General features: G+C 32.3%; 19 protein-coding genes, 6 tRNA genes and 1 riboswitch. Of the genes, 3 read left to right on the top strand and 22 right to left on the bottom strand.

The features are described 5' to 3' along the window. Window positions 1–91 precede the first annotated feature (91 nt). A complete protein-coding gene (locus tag BUA82_RS00665; RefSeq protein ID WP_073003808.1) occupies window positions 92–1,420 on the top strand; it encodes a M28 family metallopeptidase in 1,329 nt (442 codons plus the stop codon). Between the two features lie 48 nt (window positions 1,421–1,468). Here the strand turns inward: BUA82_RS00665 and prfB are convergent. The 6 genes from prfB to recD2 form a co-directional block, all read right to left on the bottom strand. Next, a protein-coding gene (gene prfB / locus BUA82_RS00660; RefSeq protein WP_143148543.1) for a peptide chain release factor 2 occupies window positions 1,469–2,588 on the bottom strand; the annotation gives its coding sequence in 2 pieces (ribosomal slippage) (window positions 1,469–2,509 and window positions 2,511–2,588; 1,119 coding nt in all). Between the two features lie 79 nt (window positions 2,589–2,667). Next, complete coding sequence (gene secA, locus BUA82_RS00655; protein ID WP_073003806.1) at window positions 2,668–5,178, bottom strand: preprotein translocase subunit SecA; 2,511 nt, start codon at window positions 5,176–5,178, stop codon at window positions 2,668–2,670. Window positions 5,179–5,438: 260 nt separating this feature from the next. Beyond that, complete coding sequence (hpf, locus tag BUA82_RS00650; protein WP_073003805.1) at window positions 5,439–5,972, bottom strand: ribosome hibernation-promoting factor, HPF/YfiA family; 534 nt, start codon at window positions 5,970–5,972, stop codon at window positions 5,439–5,441. Between the two features lie 497 nt (window positions 5,973–6,469). Next, complete coding sequence (locus BUA82_RS00645) at window positions 6,470–7,144, bottom strand: ComF family protein (RefSeq protein WP_073003804.1); 675 nt, start codon at window positions 7,142–7,144, stop codon at window positions 6,470–6,472. After that, window positions 7,120–8,145 carry a hypothetical protein gene (locus BUA82_RS00640; protein ID WP_073003803.1) on the bottom strand — a complete coding sequence of 342 codons (1,026 nt, stop codon included), beginning with the start codon at window positions 8,143–8,145 and terminating at the stop codon, window positions 7,120–7,122. The genes BUA82_RS00645 and BUA82_RS00640 overlap by 25 nt, the downstream gene beginning before the upstream one ends. 13 nt (window positions 8,146–8,158) lie before the next feature. Further along, a complete protein-coding gene (recD2, locus tag BUA82_RS00635; RefSeq protein ID WP_073003802.1) occupies window positions 8,159–10,390 on the bottom strand; it encodes an SF1B family DNA helicase RecD2 in 2,232 nt (743 codons plus the stop codon). Window positions 10,391–10,527: 137 nt separating this feature from the next. Between recD2 and nagA the strand changes: the two genes are divergently transcribed. Next, the gene (nagA, locus tag BUA82_RS00630; RefSeq protein ID WP_073003801.1) at window positions 10,528–11,655 is read left to right on the top strand and encodes an N-acetylglucosamine-6-phosphate deacetylase; all 1,128 of its coding nucleotides are present in this window, start codon (window positions 10,528–10,530) and stop codon (window positions 11,653–11,655) included. A gap of 54 nt (window positions 11,656–11,709) precedes the next feature. Here the strand turns inward: nagA and metK are convergent, their stop codons facing one another. The 8 genes from metK to BUA82_RS00590 form a co-directional block, all read right to left on the bottom strand. Beyond that, complete coding sequence (metK, locus tag BUA82_RS00625; RefSeq protein ID WP_073003800.1) at window positions 11,710–12,894, bottom strand: methionine adenosyltransferase; 1,185 nt, start codon at window positions 12,892–12,894, stop codon at window positions 11,710–11,712. 101 nt (window positions 12,895–12,995) lie between these two features. Further along, window positions 12,996–13,096: riboswitch (SAM riboswitch) on the bottom strand. Window positions 13,097–13,154: 58 nt separating this feature from the next. Beyond that, window positions 13,155–13,240: transfer RNA gene (locus BUA82_RS00620), tRNA-Tyr, on the bottom strand. Between the two features lie 5 nt (window positions 13,241–13,245). Continuing rightward, window positions 13,246–13,320 (bottom strand) — tRNA-Thr (locus BUA82_RS00615). A gap of 18 nt (window positions 13,321–13,338) precedes the next feature. Next, a tRNA-Val gene (locus BUA82_RS00610) sits at window positions 13,339–13,414 on the bottom strand. A 16-nt stretch (window positions 13,415–13,430) separates the two neighbouring features. After that, window positions 13,431–13,516 (bottom strand) — tRNA-Tyr (locus tag BUA82_RS00605). 5 nt (window positions 13,517–13,521) lie between these two features. Then, a tRNA-Thr gene (locus BUA82_RS00600) sits at window positions 13,522–13,596 on the bottom strand. A 22-nt stretch (window positions 13,597–13,618) separates the two neighbouring features. Then, window positions 13,619–13,704, bottom strand: a tRNA-Tyr gene (locus tag BUA82_RS00595). Window positions 13,705–13,925: 221 nt separating this feature from the next. Further along, window positions 13,926–14,522 (bottom strand): hypothetical protein, encoded by a 597-nt coding sequence (locus tag BUA82_RS00590; protein ID WP_073003799.1) that lies wholly within the window; start codon window positions 14,520–14,522, stop codon window positions 13,926–13,928. A gap of 98 nt (window positions 14,523–14,620) precedes the next feature. Here BUA82_RS00590 and yyaC point away from each other — a divergent pair, with 98 nt between their 5' ends. Further along, window positions 14,621–15,148, top strand: coding sequence for a spore protease YyaC (gene yyaC / locus BUA82_RS00585; RefSeq protein WP_073003798.1), 528 nt, complete (start codon window positions 14,621–14,623; stop codon window positions 15,146–15,148). A gap of 275 nt (window positions 15,149–15,423) precedes the next feature. Here yyaC and mreB read toward each other — a convergent pair whose 3' ends face one another. The 8 genes from mreB to atpD all read right to left on the bottom strand — a co-directional run bounded on the left by mreB (window position 15,424) and on the right by atpD (window position 22,889). Further along, window positions 15,424–16,458: a rod shape-determining protein gene (mreB, locus tag BUA82_RS00580; RefSeq protein ID WP_073003797.1), complete on the bottom strand. Its 1,035-nt coding sequence runs from the start codon at window positions 16,456–16,458 to the stop codon at window positions 15,424–15,426. A 95-nt stretch (window positions 16,459–16,553) separates the two neighbouring features. Further along, the gene (spoIIID, locus tag BUA82_RS00575; protein WP_040210639.1) at window positions 16,554–16,808 is read right to left on the bottom strand and encodes a sporulation transcriptional regulator SpoIIID; all 255 of its coding nucleotides are present in this window, start codon (window positions 16,806–16,808) and stop codon (window positions 16,554–16,556) included. A 106-nt stretch (window positions 16,809–16,914) separates the two neighbouring features. Beyond that, window positions 16,915–17,652 carry a M23 family metallopeptidase gene (locus tag BUA82_RS00570; protein WP_073003796.1) on the bottom strand — a complete coding sequence of 246 codons (738 nt, stop codon included), beginning with the start codon at window positions 17,650–17,652 and terminating at the stop codon, window positions 16,915–16,917. 158 nt (window positions 17,653–17,810) lie between these two features. Continuing rightward, complete coding sequence (gene spoIID, locus BUA82_RS00565) at window positions 17,811–18,845, bottom strand: stage II sporulation protein D (RefSeq protein WP_073003795.1); 1,035 nt, start codon at window positions 18,843–18,845, stop codon at window positions 17,811–17,813. Window positions 18,846–18,918: 73 nt separating this feature from the next. Next, complete coding sequence (murA, locus tag BUA82_RS00560; RefSeq protein ID WP_073005062.1) at window positions 18,919–20,178, bottom strand: UDP-N-acetylglucosamine 1-carboxyvinyltransferase; 1,260 nt, start codon at window positions 20,176–20,178, stop codon at window positions 18,919–18,921. Window positions 20,179–20,197: 19 nt separating this feature from the next. Beyond that, window positions 20,198–20,896: a YwmB family TATA-box binding protein gene (locus BUA82_RS00555; RefSeq protein WP_073003794.1), complete on the bottom strand. Its 699-nt coding sequence runs from the start codon at window positions 20,894–20,896 to the stop codon at window positions 20,198–20,200. A gap of 168 nt (window positions 20,897–21,064) precedes the next feature. Beyond that, window positions 21,065–21,469: a F0F1 ATP synthase subunit epsilon gene (locus BUA82_RS00550; protein ID WP_073003793.1), complete on the bottom strand. Its 405-nt coding sequence runs from the start codon at window positions 21,467–21,469 to the stop codon at window positions 21,065–21,067. 22 nt (window positions 21,470–21,491) lie between these two features. Continuing rightward, complete coding sequence (atpD, locus tag BUA82_RS00545; RefSeq protein ID WP_073003792.1) at window positions 21,492–22,889, bottom strand: F0F1 ATP synthase subunit beta; 1,398 nt, start codon at window positions 22,887–22,889, stop codon at window positions 21,492–21,494. Window positions 22,890–22,893 lie beyond the last annotated feature (4 nt).

The raw sequence follows: 22,893 nt of genomic DNA, 5'->3' as shown, positions 1-22,893 counted from the left end.
AATGATTTTCAAGTAATTGGTATTTTATGCATGTAATATATAGTATTATTAATTCATAAGTATCTATATAAATTATTTAATGAGGGTAAATATGAGAATTACGATAAAATATCTTTTAGTATGTTTTTTATTATCACTTAATCTGTTTTTTTCCTATTATATAAAATTAATTAGTTTTGACACCCAAAGAATTATAAATGATATAAACTTCTTATCTTCAGATAATTTAAAAGGAAGACTTGCTGGCAGCTTTGAAAACAACATAGCTGGGGAATTTATAAAAGAATCTTTTATAAATTCTAATTTAATCCCCTATAAAGATAGCTTCCATCAGTCTTTCCAGGTAGATTATCCTAAATTAAACAGTACAACTCCTACCCTTGAAGTTCTTTCTAAAGATAACAATATAATAAAAACTTATAAATATGGATTGCAATATAAAGAGGACTTTATAAATTTTAGAACTAACAGGATAAAATTTTCCATTAAGGATACTAATATTACTGAATCCTCTATATTAGTAAAAACTGATAACAGTAAAATAGTATTATTTGTACCTAAAAACGAAGATTTTAACTTTAGAAGTTCCTTTATAGCTAACTCTGCTTTGGATATGTATATAATGATAGCAGCAAGTACTTATAAGGATATTTTACTTGAATTAAATAAAGACAATAAAATTAATTTAAGTATACCCTATGAAATACAAAAGACAGAAGTAGATAACATCACCGCATTGCATAAAGGTATATACAGCCATAAACCTTCTATAATAATAACTGCTCACTTTGATCACATAGGTTCAGATAGTTTAGGAAATATATATAATGGGGCCTTAGATAATGCCTCTGGTACGGCATTCTTAATGGAACTATCAAGATATGTAAGTAAGTTAGGATCCTCTGATAAAGACATTATTTTTGTAGCCTTTAATGCAGAAGAATTTGGTTGTTTAGGATCTAAAGCTTTTGTTGATAGGAATTATAATGATATAAAAAACTCAAAAATATACAACTTTGATATGATAGGAAGCGATAAGTCCATACCTTTAAGCCTAATGGGCGGTAAAAATGATAGTGAAGCTACAAACTTAATAAAGAATTTATCTCAATCCTTTAGAGATAGAAATATATCTTATAACCATAGTTACGAGGACTCCAGCGATCATGAGTACTTTAGAAAAATGGGTATTGAAGCGGTAACCTTTTGCCAAGAGGATTTAGAAAGGATTCATAGTACCAGGGATAAAAGTGACTTTATAGGCATCTCCTCCATAAAAGATACCTTTAGTGCTTTCTCTAAAGTACTCATTAAAGAAAGTTATAAGGAAAACCTATATATTTATTATAATTATCCCGGATTAATTATTTCTTTACTATTTTCATTTTTACTTACCATTTTTTATTTGAAAGCTGATTAAAATTAAAGGATTTATCACTTATGATATAAGTGATAAATCCTCTTTATTTTATATAGATATAGTACCATTACTGCTCTTCTTAAGATACTCAGCAATAAACATATCTATATCTCCATCCATAACCCCATCCACATTACCTGTTTCAGCGTTGGTTCTATGATCCTTTACTAATGTATATGGATGAAACACGTACGATCTTATCTGACTTCCCCATCCCATATCTTTTAGCTCACCAGTAAGGTCTTCGATTTTTTCCTTATGGGCTCTTTCCTTAAGTTCTATTAACTTAGACTTTAACATTGCCATAGCAGTTTCCCTATTACTGTGCTGGCTTCTTTCATTTTGACATTGGACCACTATACCTGTAGGTAAATGTGTTATTCTAATGGCCGATTCGGTTTTATTAACATGCTGACCACCGGCTCCACCAGACCTATAGGTATCTATTTTTAAATCTACTGGATTTATTTCAATATCTTGGCTTTGAGTTAATTCTGGAGTTGCTTCTACGGAGGCAAAAGAAGTTTGCCTTTTTCCATTAGCATTAAAAGGTGAAATTCTAACAAGCCTGTGAATTCCTTTTTCAGCTTTTAAATATCCATAAGCGTAATCTCCTTTTATCTTAAGAGTAACACCCTTTATCCCCGCATCATCAGCAGAAAGGAAATCAATAGTTTCTATAGAATATTTTTTTCTCTCACACCATCTAGTATAAAGTCTAAGTAGCATTTCAGTCCAATCCTGGGCATCAGTACCTCCCACACCTGCATGAAGGGTAAGTATAGCATTGTTTTTATCATACTGACCTGATAATAAAGTTTCGATTCTAAAGCTTTCAACCTCTTCAGATAATACTTTTATCTCTTTAATTATTTCTTTTAAAGACTCTTCATCATCTTGTTCTAATAATTGAAGAAGAACTTGGTTATCTTCTAATTTTTCATTTAAGTTATGATACTTTTCTAACTTATCCTTCATTCTTTTAGCTTCTTGAGTAATTTCTTGAGCTTTAGATGGATTTTCCCAAAAATCAGGTTCCTGCATCTTATTTTCTAGTTCAGCAATTTTCTTGTTTAGAGTTTCTGGGTCAAAGTGAAACACTCATTTCATTTAAAGTTTCTTTTAGTTCTTTAATACTGTTTAATGCATTGTCTAGTTCTAACAGCATCTAATCACCCCTTATTTATTTTAAAACTTAAAAGAACAAGATAGATTTATACCTATGGCATAAACCTATCTTTATAATATTATACTACTTCTCTACCACAACAATTCTTATATTTTTTACCGCTACCACAAGGGCATGGATCATTCCTACCAATTTTTTCTTCTTTTTTAATAGGTTGTTTTTTAACTGAGTCATCAGTGGAATTAGTATAAGTTTCTTCTACAACTTTTTCTCTTTCAGGTACACTTTCAATTTTAACATGGTATAAGAATTTAACTGTGTCTACTTTGATATTGTATATCATTTCATCAAACATAGCACTACCTTCAAACTGATATGCTTGAACAGGATCCTGCTGCTTATATGCTCTAAGTCCTATACCTTGTTTTAAATGATCCATATTATCTATATGATCCATCCATTTAGAATCTACAACTCTAAGAAGAACTACTCTCTCAATTTCTCTCATTTGTTCTTCCCCGAATTCTTCTTCTTTTTCATTATATAATTTATGGCTGAAGTTAATGAATTTACTCTTAATCTCATCATTGGATAAGTCTGAAAGTTCATTTAAAGTTATACTTCCATGTGGAAGATATAAATCTTCAATATAGCTTAATAGGTTCTTTAGGTCCTCTTGGAAGTTTTCTTCAACGCCACTAATATGTGAATCCACAGCTGATTTAATAACTTCTTCTATCATTTCTTGAATTTGGTCTTTTAAATTCTCTCCATTTAGAACCTGTGCTCTTTGTTTGTATATAATTTCTCTCTGCATGTTCATTACGTCATCGTAACCAAGTAAAGTCTTTCTGATATCAAAGTTATTTCCTTCCACTTTCTTTTGGGCGTTTTCAATAGACTTTGTTACCATCTTGCTTTCTATAGCTTCATCTTCTTGCAAACCAAGTTTATCTACTATGCCTTGTAGCCTATCTGATCCAAATATTCTCATAAGATCATCTTCTAGTGAAATATAGAATCTTGAACTACCTGGGTCACCTTGACGACCAGAACGTCCTCTTAACTGATTGTCTATACGTCTTGATTCATGCCTTTCAGTACCTATTATCTTTAGTCCTCCGACTTCTACTACACCTTCACCTAACTTTATATCAGTACCTCTACCTGCCATATTTGTTGCTATTGTAACCATTCCAAACTCACCAGCATGGGATACAATCTCTGCTTCTTTTTCATGATACTTAGCATTAAGTACTTGATGAGGTACTCCTTTTCTTTTAAGTAATGATGAAATCATTTCTGACTTTTCTATACTAGTAGTACCCACCAATATAGGCTGACCGTTTTTATGAGTTTCAACTATATCTTCAACTATGGCATTATACTTTCCTTTTGATGATTTATAGACCACATCTGGGTAGTCAGTTCTCATTACTGGCTTATGAGTAGGCACAACCACTACATCAAGTCCATATATTTCTCTAAACTCAATTTCTTCTGTTTGAGCAGTACCAGTCATACCAGAAAGTTTATCATACATTCTAAAATAGTTTTGGAAAGTAATGGTAGCTAAGGTTTTTGATTCTCTTTCAACTTTTACACCTTCTTTAGCTTCTATAGCTTGATGTAAACCATCAGAGTATCTTCTTCCTTCCATAAGTCTTCCGGTAAACTCATCTACTATTATTACTTCTCCATCTTTAACCATGTAGTCTTTATCTTTTTTCATGGAATAATTTGCTTTTAAAGCTTGAGTTATATAATGCTGCAGTTCCATATTTTCAGCATCTGCATAGTTTTCTACTCCAAAAGCAAGTTCTGCTTCCTTTATACCTTCATCTGTAAGCATAACCGCATTAGCTTTTTCATCTATGGTAAAATGTTTTTCCTTAAATAGTCTCTTAACAAAGAAGTCTGCTATCTTATAGAAATCTGTAGACTTTTCTCCAGCTCCAGATATTATAAGTGGAGTTCTTGCTTCATCTATAAGTATAGAGTCCACCTCATCCACTATGGCAAAATTAAGTTCTCTTTGCACCATTTCTTCTTTATAGATAACCATGTTATCTCTTAAATAGTCAAAGCCAAACTCATTGTTAGTTCCATAAGTAATATCAGCATTGTAAGCAGCTCTACGCTCATCGTTATTAAGGTCATGAAGAATAACTCCGGTGGTTAAACCTAAGAATTCATAAATTTGACCCATCCACTCTCTATCTCTGTTAGCTAGGTAGTCATTCACTGTAACTACATGAACTCCTTTACCTGTTAATGCGTTAAGGTAAGCTGGAAGTGTTGCCACTAGAGTTTTACCTTCTCCTGTCTTCATTTCAGAAATCCTTCCTTGATGAAGAACCACTCCTCCTATAAGCTGTTCCTTATAATGTTTAATACCTAGCACTCTGCTAGAGGCTTCTCTTACTACAGCAAAAGCTTCAGGTAATATATGGTCTAAAGACTCACCTTTAGTTATTCTATCCTTAAATTCAAAGGTTTTAGCCCTTAGTTCTTCATCACTTAAAGCTTTCATTTCATTATCATAGCTTTCGATCTTTTCAGCTATAGGTACTATTCTTTTTACTTCCCTTTCGCTGTAGGTTCCAAAAATTTTATCAAATAATCCCATTTTATTATCCTCACAATTCCGTTATAATAATACAACTTAGATTATAACACTTATTTATCAAAGATATCAATATAAAAACAATTGAGAATTTAGAATTTAAAATTGAGAATGAAGGATAGTTTTTCTGAAAAAGAGCCAGAAAAACTTACAAATATATAAAAAAAAGAAGCTTCAGCGGAAGCTTCTTTTTTAATATATTCACAGAAACTCTGTGAGTTTCTTCCTTCATTTTAAATTCTCAATTCTAAATTCTCAATTATTTAGTATTCCGGTTCAATTAAACCGTAATTTCCATCTTTTCTCTTATAAAGGACATTTACATCTCCTGTTTCAGCATTAGAAAATACGAAGAAGCTATGTCCTAAAAGTTCCATCTGTAAAAGTGCTTCCTCTTCATTCATAGGTTTAATAGTAAACCTTTTTGTTTTAACTATTTTAGCGTCTTCATCTTCATAATAATCTCCATTAAGACTTTCAATGGCTGAGAATCTTAAGGAATCTCCTGTTTGCCTTCTAGCCAATTTTGTCTTTTGCTTTCTTATTTGTCTTTCTAGCTTTTCTTCAACTAAATCTATAGATTTATACATATCTTCAGTGGATTCTTCACCTCTTAGAATAACACCGTTGAAAGGAATGGTAACCTCAATTTTCTGCCTGTTCTTTTGAACACTTAAGGTAGCCTTTGCTTCTACATCAGAATTAAAATATTTTGAAAGCTTTGAAATTTTCTTTTCTACTGCTTCCTTTAATGCATTGGTTAATTGAATGTTTTTTGCTATTACTGTCACTTTCATATAATCCAGCTCCTTCCAAACTTTAAAGAAATTTTAGTTATTATTAAATATATATCTTTAAAGTTGATGTTTATACATTTATTTTACCTTCTTAATTCTTCCTTAACAACACAATAGGGGACAAATTAACAGAATATTTAATATATTAAATATATTTTAACCATCATTTCCTCTTTATATCATTAAGTATCTCTAGCAGCTTCCCTTTGCTATATTATTAGAAAAGGGTTATAATAATATGTGGAGGAATAAAAAAAGTTATCAACTAATGTTGATAACTTTTTTTATTAGCTAGTTGACCTGGTCTTTGACCCCACACTCGCCTGCTGGAGCTTTTGCTACCCAGAATTACCCTCTCACTACTAACTCTCTCAGTTTATACTGGCAGGTCTTACTTCTAAGCCGCACCATGATCATTAAAACTTTGTTTAACTTACGTGGATCGTTTTGCCTGCGACTGGCATCGACTTTCAACCACAAACCTAGCTACAGTAATATTATACATTACTTTTGGCCAAGGTCAATACTATTATTTCACTTACTCCACTAGAAATTAATGCCTTTGCGCAATAATAAGCAGTGGCTCCCGTGGTAAAAACATCATCGATAATAAGTATTTTTTTATCTTTAATTTCTACTGTAGGTTTTGCTGAAAAGCTTTCTTTTAAGTTATTCCACCTATCTTCTTTAGATAGTCTCTTCTGTTCTAAAGCGCCGCTTTTTCTTGCTAATAAATCTAGGCATTTTTTATCTAATACTTCAGCTATTTTAGTTGCTAACACCTTACTTTGATTAAATCCTCTTTTCTTTAGTGCTTTTTTATCTGAAGGCACATAAGTTATTATATCAAATTCTATATTATTATTTATAATATAATTTTTCATTAAAATAGTAAAATAATCACTACACAAAAAATCCCTTTTATATTTAAAGTTTAATATAAGCTGTTTCATAGTATGAGAATAGTATGTGCAGCTATAGCACCTAATGTTTATGTCTTCTAATGATGTGAAACATTCTTTATCTACGAAGCTTATGCCTTTAAAGCATCTAGGACATATATAGCTTTCAGCCTGCTCACCACAACAAAGACATTTATCATCAAAGGGGTACAATAGCTCTAAAAAATAATAAAAATAACCTTTAATTAACTTAAAAATCCTCTTTCCCATGCTAATATGTTATACCTTCTTGTAATGTCCTTAGCCTTTTCCATTTCCGTTGTGATTTCATTTGCTAATAAAAGCACCTCACCTTTTGTTTTACTATTAAATAATCCAACTTTTCCGCAAAAATATACTATCTTTTTATAATCAAAGTTTCTATGTTCTGAGTTATACACAATAATATCCAAATTACTTAAACTTTCGAAATAATCTTCATAATCATTGGTTACTACAATAACAGATACATCTCTGCTCTTTAGTAAATACTCCAAATTTCTATCTTTTTTATTACCTCTAAACCTATGAATAAGGGTATTTAAATTTTCTTTTAAAGCCAACAAATATTCATATATTCTGTCGGAACTCTCCTCATTAGGAGTATATATAACCACCTTTCTCTTTAAGGTAGTAAACCAGGTTAAGTATTCATACATCATGTAAGGTATATCTTTCTTTAAATCTATGCGAGTAGATAAAAACCTGGGTTCTGTTATAGGGCAATTTCCTTTAATACATGGTACATCTATTACTGTGGTATTTAAAAATATAGGTTCGATAGAATAGGCGATTATCTTAGGAGAATATCTATATAAATAATTTAAAAGCTCTTGTATTTCTACTTTGGAGTAAGGTGAATACCCCTCTATATCGTCATAAATTATAATATCTACAGCTTTATTAAAATATAAGGCATTCTCATGACTAGTAAAAATAATATTAGCACTAATATTATTTTCTCCACTCCTAAAATAGCTATAACTTTTAAATATTTTTTCTCTTTTTATATGTTTTAAAACTTCAATATTTTTTTCATCTTTATTAGTAATATAGAGAATATTTTTATTTTGACTAATTAGCTCCTTTATTAAATCTATTAATATTAAAGATGTGTTGTATGGAGTAGTAACTAAATTTAATACACACAATTTTTCACTAGCATACCAATCGCGAATTTTCTTAAAGATATAATCATATATGTTTGAATTTTTTAAAGGTTCAATAACCACAATAATACCTCCATTACTTATTGGATACCATACCACTATTTATTACAGAGGATATCCTCCACTCTAGGGAAGAATACCTTTCAAAGCTTCTGTTATTCTCCACCATAAATCTCAATGCTTTAATAGAACCTACAATAACTACAAATTGTTTCGCTCTGGTAATAGCTGTATACAATAAATTTCTATTCATTAAAAATGGGGATCCCATGAAAGCTGGTATTATAACTACAGGGAATTCGCTACCTTGGCTTTTATGTATTGTTATGGCATATGCCAGCTCCAATTCATCTAAAGTAGCATTATCATAAATAACTTTTCTTTCTTCATCATATATAACAGAAAGTGTACCTTCGTCTTCATCAATGTATTCAACGATGCCCATATCTCCATTAAATACCCCAACACCTTCATTTTCTCCAAATCCAGATATTCTAACCCACTTCAGTGTGTAATTGTTCTTAATCTGCATTACTTTATCTCCCACTCTAAAAATAGTATCCCTATAAATTTTTTCAGGTTTATTTTCTTTAAATGGGTTTAATATCTCCTGAAGCTTTAGATTTAGGTTAACTACGCCTAAGTTTCCCTTTTTCATAGGAGATAAAATTTGCATATCTTTTAATCTATCCCAATTACTATTAAATTTAGGTAGCCTCTTGTTGACTAGATCTAAAAGTATATTAAGTATCATTTCAGGATTTTCTTCATTAATAAAATAAAAGTCCTTGTTTTTTTCATTTAATAAGGGCATATCACCTTGGTTAATTTTGTGGGCATTTAATGTTATTAAACTTTCTTTTGACTGTCTAAATATCTCTTTCAAAGCTATCACAGGGGCACAGCTGCTATTAATAATATCCTTTAAAACATTTCCTGGTCCCACAGAAGGTAATTGATCCACATCCCCCACTATAACTAACCTAGTTCCATGCTTAATAGCTTTTAAAAGGCTATTCATCAGTACCACATCAATCATGGATGCCTCATCTATTATTACTACATCACAGTCTAAAGGGGAGTCTTCATCCTTAGAAAAAATCTCTAATTCATCCTCCTTTACTCCCATTTCTAGAAGTCTATGTATAGTTTTTGCCTCTCTTCCAGTAGATTCTGTCATCCTTTTTGCAGCTCTTCCCGTGGGTGCTCCCATTATCACTCTCATGCCACACTTTTCAAAGATATGAGTTATACATTTAATAATGGTAGTTTTACCTGTGCCCGGCCCACCGGTTATTACTTCTACGCCATTTTCCAGGGCACCTTTTATTGCTTCTTTTTGGGATGGTGCAAAGGATACACCGTTTTCTTTTTCAAAGTTTTGTATTTCTTCTTCCACTGATATATTTAAATCTGAATATTTTACTAATGCAATATTTAGTAGGTTCTTAGTTATTCCAAGTTCACAATAGTAATAAGGAAGATTAAATACAACATTTTCATCTTTTATGTTTTCAATGATAATCTTACTTTCAGAAGCGGTGTTATATATACCTTCCATAATCTTTTCATTAGAAACATTAAGGATATTAGAAGCCTCCTTAACCAAATTTATCATAGGCATATAGGTATTTCCTTCAGAACAAAATTCATTTATTACATATTTTATACCGCTTTGAATCCTAAAAGGCGAATCTTTTTCCATACCGAGATTCCTAGCTATTTTATCTGCTGTTTTAAACCCAATACCTGAGATTTCTTCCGTAAGAATATAAGGATTTCCCTTTACAACTTCAATGGATTGGCTGCTAAATCTTTTATAAATTTTCATACATTGGGTAGGAGTTACTCCATAAGTTTGAAGAAATATCATAATATTTTGTACTTCTCTTTGCTTACTATATGAGTCTTTAATAGTTTCTATCTTTTTGTCCCCTATGCCTTCTATTTCTCTTAACCTATCAATATTTTTATCTAATACCGTTAAAGTATCTTCCCCAAACTTTCCCACTATCTTTTTAGCAGTAACAGGTCCTATACCCATAATAATCCCAGAGGAAAGATATTTTTCAATACCGCTTAAGGTATTTGGTCTTATTTCTTCACAGGTAGAAATTTTAAACTGCGTGCCAAATTGTGGATGCTTCACCCACTCTCCCCCTAGCTTTACATTTTGTCCCTCTATTAGATAAGGAACATACCCTACCACTGTAATGCTGTCTTTAGAATTATCTAACTTTGCTACCACATAGCCGTTATCTTGATTTTTATATATTAAATCTTCAATTAAGCCTGAAATTTCTTCCATTTCATCTCTCCTGAACTAAAATAGTAGAATTACTACAAAGAATTTTACAAATATATAATATTATATCATAATAATAATGTATAATATTTATAAACCATAGTATTAATTATAACCAAAAGACACAATGAGGTGATTAAATGTTAATAAAAAATTGTAAAATTATTTATCAAGATAGAATAGAGGAAGGCTCTGTTAAAATAAAGGATGGTGTAATAGTTAAAATAAACCCTGAAAACCAGGAAGACGATATGATAATAGACGCTAAAGGTTCTTATGTATCTCCTGGGTTTATAGACGTTCATATTCACGGAGCCGGAGGCAGAGATACCATGGAAGGTACCTTTGATGCATTAAATACCATAGCTAAAGTGATATCTAAACATGGTACTACATCCTTTTTACCCACTACCATGACCGTTGACAAGGATGAGGTTAAAAAAGCTGTTAAGGCTATACATGAAGCCAAAATTTCTGGTACCGATGGAGCTAATATTCTTGGAGTACATTTAGAAGGTCCTTTTATAAACGGTGAAATGATAGGTGCTCAAAACCCTAATTTTCTTTTATCACCTTCTATAGAATCCTTTAAGTATATGGCTGGAGATTATGAAGAGAGCGTGATTTGTGTAACTTTAGCCCCAGAAGTAGAAGGAGCAAAAGAATTAATAAAATATCTTTCTAGCAAAGGCATAGTAAGTTCTATGGGACATACTAAAGCTACATATAAACAGGCTATGGAGGGAATAGAATGCGGTGTTTGCCACTCCACTCATTTATATAATGCCATGACCCCTCTCCACCATAGAGAGCCTGGTGTGGTAGGTGCAATTTTTGATAGTGAAATAACCACAGAAACTATTTCTGATGGCATTCATATATCTTATCCTTCCCTTAGGGTTGCCTATAAACAAAAGGGAACTGACAAGGTACTTTTAGTTTCTGATGCTATGATGGCCTGCGGTATGCCAGATGGAAAATACTCTCTTGGAGGTCAAGAAGTTATAGTTTCTAATAGTGCAGCAAGAATTGCCAATGGCTCTTTAGCTGGATCTGTTTTAACTTTGGATAAGGCCGTAAGAAATGTATATAAAAATACTAACTATCCTCTATATGAGATAGTAAAAATGGCATCTTACAATACTGCTAAACACTGTAAAGTAGAAGATCATAAAGGAAAAATAGCTGAAGGTTATGATGCAGATTTAGTTATTTTTGATGAAGATATAAATATTGAAAAAGTTATTATAGGTGGAAAAATTATATAATAACTATATAAAAAAGCTCATCCCTTTTGAGGATGAGCTTTTTTATAAAAGTTTTTAATTATTTCCCAGTTCTTTTTTAATTTCTTCAACTTTGTTCAACTTTTCCCAAGGAAGATCAAGATCAGTTCTTCCAAAATGACCATAAGAAGCAGTTTGCTTGTATATTGGTCTTCTTAAATCTAAGGTTCTTATAATAGCAGCTGGTCTTAAATCAAATACTTTTTCAATTATTGCTACAATTTTATCATCTGATATTTTACCAGTGCCAAAGGTATCTACTTCTACAGATACTGGTTTTGCTACCCCTATAGCATAAGCTAGTTCAATTTCTAACTTATCAGCTACTCCAGCAGCAACTAAATTCTTTGCTACCCATCTTGCAGCATAAGCAGCTGAACGGTCAACTTTTGTTGGATCTTTTCCTGAGAAAGCTCCACCACCATGTCTTCCGTAACCGCCATAAGTGTCTACAATTATTTTTCTTCCAGTTAGTCCAGAGTCTCCTTGTGGACCACCTATAACAAATCTGCCTGTAGGATTTATGTAATATTTTGTATTTTTATCTATAAGCTCTGATGGTACTACTGTTTTAATTACATTCTCCATAATATCATTATATATTTGTTCTTGAGTAACTTCTGGTCCATGTTGAGTTGAAATAACTATAGCATCTATTCTTACAGGTTTATTATCCTCATATTCTACGGTTACTTGTGTTTTACCATCTGGCCTTAAATAAGTAAGTGTGCCATTCTTTCTAACTTCAGAAAGCTTTCTAGAAAGTTTATGAGCCATAGCTATAGGTAAAGGCATGTATTCTTCGGTTTCGTTAGTAGCAAAACCAAACATCATACCTTGATCTCCAGCACCTACAGCATCTTCCTTTTCTAGCTCACCTTTTTTAGATTCTAGCGCTTCGTTAACACCCATTGCAATATCACTGGATTGTTCATCTATAGAAGTTAAAACTGAACAAGTGTCACAGTCAAAACCATATTTAGCCCTATCATAGCCAATTTCTCTTATAGTCTCTCTAACAAGCTTTGGAATATCCACATAACAATGGGTAGAAATTTCTCCCATAACCATTACCATTCCAGTAGTTACTGCTGTTTCACATGCTACTCTAGCACTAGGATCCTGTTCAAGTATAGCATCCAAAACTGAGTCGGAAATTTGATCACAGATTTTATCTGGATGTCCTTCAGTTACTGATTCAGATGTAAATAATCTTTTCATAATTTTCTGTTTTTAACATAGAGGTTAAAAACAATTTTCACTCCTTTCATAAAATAATATAAATAAAGCCTCTTCATAGAGAAGAGGCTTACTTGCATCTCCTCTTATCTCGCAGTATCACTGCAGGAATTGGCACCATAATGCACATGCATCGGTTGCCGGGTTTCATCGGGCCCTTTCCCTCCACCTCTCTTGATAAGAGTATTACTTATTCATATTCAATTTTAACAATAAAAGACACCTATTATTAGTGTCTTTTGTGGTGGAGGAGAGTGGATTCGAACCACTGAAGACGTCAGCCAACAGATTTACAGTCTGCCCCCTTTAGCCACTCGGGAACTCCTCCATGATTGGAGCTGGCAATAGGAATCGAACCTACAACCTGCTGATTACAAGTCAGCTGCTCTACCGTTGAGCCATGCCAGCATTATATATTAAATTAAATGGTGGGAACAACAGGGATCGAACCTGTGACCCTCTGCTTGTAAGGCAGATGCTCTCCCAGCTGAGCTATGCTCCCATAAATATAGATATAATGGTGGAGAAGAGTGGATTCGAACCACTGAAGACGTCAGCCAACAGATTTACAGTCTGCCCCCTTTAGCCACTCGGGAACTTCTCCATATTTGGAGCTGGCAATAGGAATCGAACCTACAACCTGCTGATTACAAGTCAGCTGCTCTACCGTTGAGCCATGCCAGCATTATATCTAAATTTAACTTAATGGTGGAGGAGAGTGGATTCGAACCACTGAAGACGTCAGCCAACAGATTTACAGTCTGCCCCCTTTAGCCACTCGGGAACTCCTCCTTGTTATTGATTAGCACATACATGCCAACCGACAAGGAATAGTATACAATCATATACATTATATTTCAAGCTGCCATATAAGTCAATATTAGCAATTTAAATCATTAATAGTCTTTAAAGCTCATTATTTCTTTAATTATAATCAAAATATACATTTGACACAATTTTTTTTGTATAGATAACATAACTATTTTTAAGAACATTATAAGTATTTCTACAATTTAATTTTTGTTTTGAGAAATATTATTTTCAATATTTTCTACAAACATATAAGGTTCTAAGATTTTTTTCACTTTTGCATAATCCTCATCATTTAATCTAGTCTTTAATATTTGAAAAATTTCAGATGCACTATTCATTTCATCACTGCTTTTCATTGTTTCCACTATTTTAGCATAATCCAGCATAGACAGCTTTCCTGCAATAAGTAGCAACTTACTTTTTTCATTTAAGGTTATTTTATCTTTAATTTCATCTTTGTTAACCTTAAATACTTCTGCAGTTTCATAGTTTTTATCTTGATTATAATCTTCCTCCTTTTCTACTTTCTTCTCTTTAAGAACATCATTTGTATCTTCTTCATTATGGATATCATTTTCTTTTTCATGATTAATATTTTTGTTTTCATCTTCATTGTTTTTACTTATGTCTATCTTGGATTCCTTTTCTTCTGTATTAAGAGAATTTACTTTTGGAGACTTTTCCTTAAATAGGTTGCTATCAATATTTGCATCTTTTTCTTTAAACCCTTGAAACATTGTAAATACTGTTATTGCGGTTATTAATATCACAAATATAGATAAAAACTTTTTTTTCATATAAATCACCCCTCTATATATATTTTTCCAAATATAGCACTTTTTATTCTAATATTTATACTATTAGCTTCATATAAATTAAAAAGGGGGTGTGGTTTTTGAATAAGGTGAAGATTCATCATCAATCTAATATTGCGTATTATGAAATAGCATATTTTATGAGAAATTATATCACCAACAAAACAGTGATAGTATGCATAGGAACAGATAAATGTATAGGAGATTGTTTAGGTCCGCTGGTAGGCACTATGCTTTTAGAAAAATTTATTCCTTTACCTGTATATGGAACAATAAAATCACCTATGCATGCTCTAAACTTAGAAAAAAAGCTGTCAGAAATAAAGGCTAAGCATCCAGATTGTAATATACTAGGAATAGATGCATGCTTAGGAGATAGTGATTCTGTGGGAGAAATTCACTGTAGAGATTATTCCATACACCCTGGAAAAGGTGTAGGAAAAAACTTACCCGAGGTTGGTGAGTTTTCTATAATTGGAATAGTAGATTCTTGTGACAATGCAGAAATTTTCACTTCAAGAAGTATTAGGTTAAGCTTAATTATGGATATGGCTAAGGTGATAGTGGATGGTATTATTTACTCATATTATCTAAGTAATCAAAAATAATTAAAAACTTAGAATGCTTATTTAATTGAGAATTTAAAATTTAGAATTTAAAATGAAGGATACAAAGCAAAAACTCCTAATGGAGTTTTTTAGCTTTAAGAGATAGACTTAATAATTCCTAAATTCTATAAAAAGCTTTTGAAAAATGTAATTTTACGCTTTCTAGTTCTAATAAAGAAAGAAGCTTCAGCTGAAGCTTCTTTCTTTTCTCATATATTCAAAGAAACTCTTCGAGTTTCCTCCTTCATTCTAAATTCTCAATTCTAAATTCTAAATTACTCTATCATAGTTACTTCACTTTCAGAAAGTGCTACTTCTAGCTTGTCTAGATATGACAAAACTTTTCCGGTACCAACTGCTACACAGGATACAGAATCCTCTGTAAAAATAACTTTTACGCCTGTTTGTTTTTCGATAAGTATGTCCAAACCAAAGAGTAAGGCCCCTCCCCCAGTCATAACTATGCCGCTGTCTATTATATCGGCTACTAGCTCTGGTGGAGTCTTTTCTAAAACAGAATGAACAGTTTCAGCTATAATTTTAACCGTATCTGACAAAGCTTCTACCATTTCATTGGTGGTAACTAACACATTATCTGGAAGACCTGTTACAAGATTTCTCCCTTTAATGTTCATAGATTCATTTCTTAACCCTGGGTATGCAGAACCAACGGTGATTTTTAATTCTTCAGCGGTTCTTTCACCAATCATTAACTTATACTTATTTCTTATGTATTTTATAATAGCTTCATCAAATTGATCACCAGCTACCTTAATGGAGGCTCTTACTACTACTCCTCCTAAAGAAATAACCGCTACATCAGTGGTTCCGCCTCCAATATCTACTACCATATTTCCCATAGGCTTAGCTATATCTATTCCGGCTCCTATTGCTGCTGCTAAGGGTTCTTCTATTAGAAAAACTCTCTTTGCACCTGCATTCCTTGCTGCATCCATAACTGCTCTTTTCTCTACTTCTGTGGCTTGAGATGGTACACAGACCATTACCTTAGGTGCAGAAATTCTTCTCTTTCCACAAGCCTTTCTTATAAAATATTTTAACATTTTTTCAGTAATATCATAATCTGAGATAACACCATCCCTTAAAGGACGAACTGCAACAATATTACCTGGGGTTCTACCTATCATTTTTCTTGCTTCTTCTCCAACTGCCAATATTCTGTTAGTGTTCTTATCAATAGCCACCACAGAAGGCTCTTTTAAAATAACGCCTTTACCTTTTAAGTAAACTAGCACAGTTGCTGTACCTAAATCAATCCCCATATCTGTTCCCATGCTCAAAAACCACATATTTAGTCACTCCCAATTTCATCATTATTAGTTATATAATTAAATACACTCTATTTTTACATAATTCCCCTTTTATTATTATACATGGAATGCATTTATCCTTCAATAGCTTTATATTTTAACTTTGTAGCTTTTCCACCTCTAATGTGTCTTTCAGCTTTATTTAGATCCAAAATAAGCTTGGCCTCCTGGGCTATGGCTGGATTAAGCTTTGGGAGTCTTTCAGTCATATCTTTATGAATCGTACTTTTACTTACGCCAAAAACTTTAGCTGTTTTTCTAATTGTAGCTTTTGAATCTATGATATAATTTGCCACGTCAAGAACTCTTTCCTCAATGTAGTCTTTCAAAATGCTACCTCCTTAATTGCTATAATTATTAATATGCGCTTCAGTGTCGTTGGATTACTTTATAATCAGCCATTTATCTTGAAAATGGAAAAATGGCTGATTATGATTATTTATTATTTGGTGCAACTTTTAAAGAAAGATATGATGTAGGATCTACTTGCTCATTTTTAGTAGTGTTAATCAACTGAAAATTAACATGATCCCCATATTTTTCTTCGCTAAAAGTGGTAGCTGTCTTTCCAACTTTACCAATAGGCTGATTTTGTTTAACCTTATCGCCCTTTTTAACTGATACCTTCTCATCAAGGTTGGAATACACACTAAGTAATCCATTAGCATGCTTTATAACAACGTATTGACCACGCTCAGTTTTATCATTATCCACTTCTTCAACTACCCCTTCAGCCACTGCTAATACATCAGTACCCACTTTTGCTGATATATCAATGCCTTTCATGCTCCTATAATGTCCCATAGTTTCGCACCATACTGCATTGGGATAGGAATATGCTCTTACTATATCTCCTTTAACAGGATTAGTAAGCTTTGTTGAAGTGTTAGCAACTGGTGTGGTTTTTGAACCCTCAGTCTTTGACGCAACATTATTTGTTTCGGTAATTTTCTTCACCATGTCTGCATTAGGTAATTGTTTTTTAGTTTCTTCTTTTTTCTCCATTGCTACTTCTTTATCTGGAGAATTAGGAAGCGTAGCAGTTTTTAATTTTGAATTTCTAGTAGTAATAGCAGCTACACTTGCTATAATGCATAGACATACAAATAATATTACGTAGAATCCCTCCTTCTTTAGAAAGTTGGAAGACTTTTGAAAAAATTTTTTGTCCATATGAACACCTCCATTGTGTAGTCTGTCCAAGATGCAATAAAAAATACACTAATTGTTAGATTTTTTTCCTGTTTTTTCCGATATTTTTAGTCAAATTTCTACAAAAAAATATAGATATATACCTATACAGCATAGATATATACCTAACTCAATTGAATCTATATTTTTTCCACTTTAACCCCTGTATAATAATGGGTTAGTATATCGATATAATTACTGCCCTTCTTAGCCATCACATTGGCTCCCCATTGACTCATTCCAACTCCATGACCATACCCTAAACAGTTAATATCTATGGTATTTTTACTAAAGGATATGGTAAAGTTTGCAGAGTTTAAGTTTAGAAGCATTCTAAAATCCTTTCCGCTCATTACCGTATCTCCAAGCTTAATTTCATTTACAGATCCACTTTTATTTTTACTTAAGATCTTTACTTGACTTTTAATTTTAGAAGAAGAAAGCTTAGATTTAGGATATTTGCTATTAACAGTTTTTATTAAATCTGAATAGCTTATTTTTACAGTGCTTTTATATCTATTTGAGATTTCTTCCCCTTCACTGGTTACAGATTTTAAATAAGGTACTTCCCTTTTAAAGGCTGCCAAACTATCTTCCGTCTTCCCCCAACTGGTGGAAAAATATTGAGCATATAAAACTATAGAACCATTGTAAGTAAGTATCTGCCCTTCTGTTTCCTTTACAGCTTTAGATAGTTTTGAAGAGTATTCGTCTTTTTTATCTTTAGACCATGTAGCTATAATCTTTTCCTTTGGTTTATACACTTGACAATGAACCGTATCGCAAACATCAGCTCCATTACCTGCACTGCATTTATTAATAGTCTTGGAAAGTCCATAAGTTCTTGCAGCTACCGCTTGTGACTTTAACGCTTCTAGCTCAAAGGAAATAGGCATCTCGCCACTTAAAACTCCAAATACATAATCTTCTAAATCTAGCTCCATAACCTTTTTTTCTTCTGTTATATATACTTTAATCTTCCCATTAAACTCCATCTTATCTGAAGAATCAAGAACGAACTTTTTAATTGTATAGTTGTTATCTTTAGTTAATTTAGAATCAATCTTGCCTTTAAATTTGAAGCATATTAACCATATAAAAGTTATTAAACATACTATCAATAATGAATATATTATTAGATGTGCATAATTTTTATTGAAATTTCTTCTATACATGTAAATCCCACCTTCTTTATATTAATTTATATAAAAAGGGTGGGATTATTATTACAAAATTATTTAAAATAATTCATACCTTTACTCTTTGTATATCTGCACCAAGCTTTTTAAGCTTTTCTTCTATATTTACATATCCCCTATCCACATGATATATATCACCAATTTGGGTGGTGCCTTCGGCACAAAGTCCCGCTATAATAAGAGCTGCTCCTGCTCTAAGATCTGATGCTTTAACTTCACAACCAGTTAACTTTTTAACTCCATCAAGTATAGCTACTCTTCCATCAATTTTAATATTAGCACCCATTCTGCAAAGTTCAGATACATGCATAAACCTATTTTCAAATACTGTTTCTGTGATAATACTAGTACCAGAAGCTAGGGTTAATAAAGTCATCATTTGTGCCTGCATGTCTGTAGGAAAACCTGGGTATGGCATAGTTTTGATATCTACCGCCTTGGTTTTATTACTTCCATCTATTATAATTCCATTGTTTAATGTATGAATTATTACACCACATTCCTGCAATTTAGAAATTACTGGCCTTAAATGTTCTTCATTTACCCCTTTGATTTTAATCTTGCTATGGGTCATAGCTGCAGCCACCATATAAGTGCCCGCTTCAATTCTATCATATATAGGTCTGTAGCAAGTATTGTGCAATTCTTTCACACCATAAATTTTGATGGTTCCCGTACCCGCACCTCTAATATCAGCCCCCATAGAATTTAAGAACATAGCTAAATCCCATATTTCAGGTTCTTCTGCAGCATTTTCAATAGTGGTTTCCCCCTCTGCAAACACTGCTGCCATCATTATATTTTCTGTAGCTCCTACAGAAGGAAAATCCAAATATATCTTATTTCCAATAAGTTTCTTTGCATCTACCTCTACAAATCCATGACCTGTTTCTACTTCAGCACCTAAAGCCTTTAAACCTTTTAAATGAAGATCTATGGGTCTACTACCTATATTGCAGCCTCCAGGCATGGAAAGCTTAAATCGACCAAACTTTGCTACCATAGGACCCATTATAAGAAAAGAAGCTCTCATTTTACGAACTAAGTCCATATTGGGCTCTTTTAAAGTAATATTATGAGTTTCCACAGTGATCTTATTATCTTTTTTATCAATATATACATTACATCCTAAATCCCTTAAAACCTCACATATAACGTACACATCTTCTAGCATAGGTGCATTTTCAATAACGCTCTTATCTTTACATAGTATACTTGCAGCAATTATGGGTAGTACAGAATTCTTAGCGGAGCTTATCTCTACTTCCCCATGCAACATGCGCCCTCCATTTACTACTATCTTTTCCATATTATCCTCCACAATTTTATTAATATAATTCATCTAGAAATGGTGTTCCTATTAATAGATAAGTACCTGATTCATAACTACAAATGGAGTAATTTAAATTAATTTTTTTATTGTTGTATTTGTCCTCTAATACTGCAGTAGAAGTAATTCCATTGGATATTTTCAAACTGGATATATTAGTTGCACCATACTTTTTTAAAGCTTTTATTATTTGGTCATTATAATAATCCATGTTGTTTGAATCTAGTTTTCCCTTTAAATACTTGAAATATTTAGCTTCTACCACTTTATTTTCTGTATATTTCTGCAAATATTCTTCAATTTTATTTAATGAATTTTCACTATTTAAAATTTTATAATTTATAGTTATTTTACACTGCTCTTTTAGATCTACTCCTTGTAGTTCTATGAATTCATCATAATTTGATATGTTTGAAAAATAGATATCCTCAGAATCATTTTTTATATTACTTATATCTTTTATAGGACTTATTTGTAACAAGCTTTTTAATTCGCTTTCAGCATTATCATTACAATAATAAATCATTTTAACACCGGTTTCACAAATCTCCATATCTACAACTTTAGCCATAGAAGTTAAAACCTCATTCTCTTCTATCTCTGATGATATCTTAGAATTATAAATCCCTTGAGAATTAAATATTAAACTTGAATTAAAAGCTATTGCAAATATAATAGTCCACATCTTCTTAATCATGTTAATACCCCCTATCACATTTTAGATTATGGACAATTTATCCAGTATCTATACAAAACAGGGAGTATAAATCCTTGAATATATTATTAATATATAAATATATCTTAAAAATGTGAGAAAAAAAGCATTTTTACGAAAATATTACCTTCGTAAAAATGCTTTTTGTATTTATTCATTTATAGTTGTGTTAATTCTAACCATAGCTCGCATTAAGGCTGCTTGTGCTCTTTTTACATCCATGCCATCTTTTGAGTTCAACCTCTTCTCAGCTCTTTCTTTAGCTTTCTTTGCTCTTTCTATGTCAATGTCTTCCGGCCATTCTGAAGCATCAACATTAAGAGTTATTATATTATCTTTAACGATTAAGACACCTTCAGAGTTAAAGAACTTTTTTTCATTGCCTTGAGTATCTATAAAGCTAGATATATTAGGCTTTAAGTAAGTTACAATAGAGGCGTGATGAGGCAAAATTTCAAAGTTACCTTCACTATTTTCTGTAAAAAATCTTAATATTTCACCATGGTAAAAGGATTTATCTGGTGTATTAATGTTAAGTACCATATTACTTGACAATATAATCTACCCCTTTCACCCTTTATTTAGCAGTCATGATTTTGGCTTTTTCTATTGCCTCTTCTATATTACCTACAAATAAAAAAGCAGACTCTGGTATATTATCATGTTTTCCTTGAAGAATTTCTTTAAATCCTCTTACAGTTTCTTTTACTGGTACATATTTGCCTTGCATTCCTGTAAATTGCTCAGCCACTGTAAAAGGTTGAGATAAGAATCTCTGTATCTTTCTTGCTCTAGAAACCAGCATCTTATCTTCTTCTGATAATTCATCCATTCCTAAAATAGCAATAATATCTTGAAGCTCTTTATATCTTTCTAAAATATGCTTTACTTTAGAAGCAATTTCATAGTGTTCATTACCCACTATTCTAGGATCTAGTATTCTTGAGGTAGATTCTAGCGGATCCACTGCTGGATATATTCCTAGCTCTGTAATAGCTCTTGAAAGTACCGTAGTGGCATCTAGATGAGTGAAGGTGGTTGCTGGAGCTGGATCAGTTAAATCGTCTGCAGGAACATACACAGCTTGAACAGAAGTAATAGATCCATGTTTTGTAGAAGTTATTCTTTCCTGAAGAGCTCCCATTTCAGTAGCTAGAGTAGGTTGATAACCTACAGCTGAAGGAATTCTTCCAAGAAGCGCTGAAACCTCTGAACCTGCTTGAGTAAACCTGAAAATATTATCTATAAATAGCAACACATCTTGGCCTTTATCTCTAAAATATTCAGCCATAGTAAGACCTGTTAAAGCCACTCTCATCCTGGCTCCTGGAGGTTCATTCATCTGTCCAAACACTAAAGCGGTTTTATTTATTACTCCTGACTCCATCATCTCATGGTACAAGTCATTTCCTTCTCTAGATCTCTCTCCTACCCCTGTAAACACGGATAGTCCTCCATGTTGCTTTGCTATATTATTTATTAGTTCTTGAATAAGTACTGTTTTTCCAACTCCTGCTCCACCAAACAATCCTATCTTACCGCCTTTTTGGTAGGGTGCAAGCAAATCTATAACCTTTATGCCTGTTTCTAGTATTTCTGGCTCCACAGCTTGTTCTTGGAATGTTGGAGCAGCTCTATGAATAGGATAATATTCATCACTAATTACGTCTTCTTTGTGATCCATAGGCTTTCCCAAAACATTAAAAAGCCTTCCTAGTACATTATTTCCCACAGGAACAGTAATAGGTTCCTTTGTGTCATAGGCTTCCATTCCTCTTCTAAGTCCTTCAGTAGATTCCATAGCAATAGTTCTTACTATATCATCCCCTATATGTTGCTCAACCTCTGCTACTATCTTTTTTCCTTCTAATATAATTTCTATAGCATTATATAAATTAGGTAGCGAGTCTCCATCAAATTTAATATCTATTACCGGACCTATAATTTGTACTACTTTTCCCATACTATTTTCCATAAAT

This window comes from Clostridium amylolyticum (assembly GCF_900142075.1).
GTDB classification, from domain to species: Bacteria; Bacillota; Clostridia; order Clostridiales; family Clostridiaceae; genus Clostridium_AA; species Clostridium_AA amylolyticum.
This window is presented reverse-complemented; position numbering and strand designations above follow the sequence as displayed.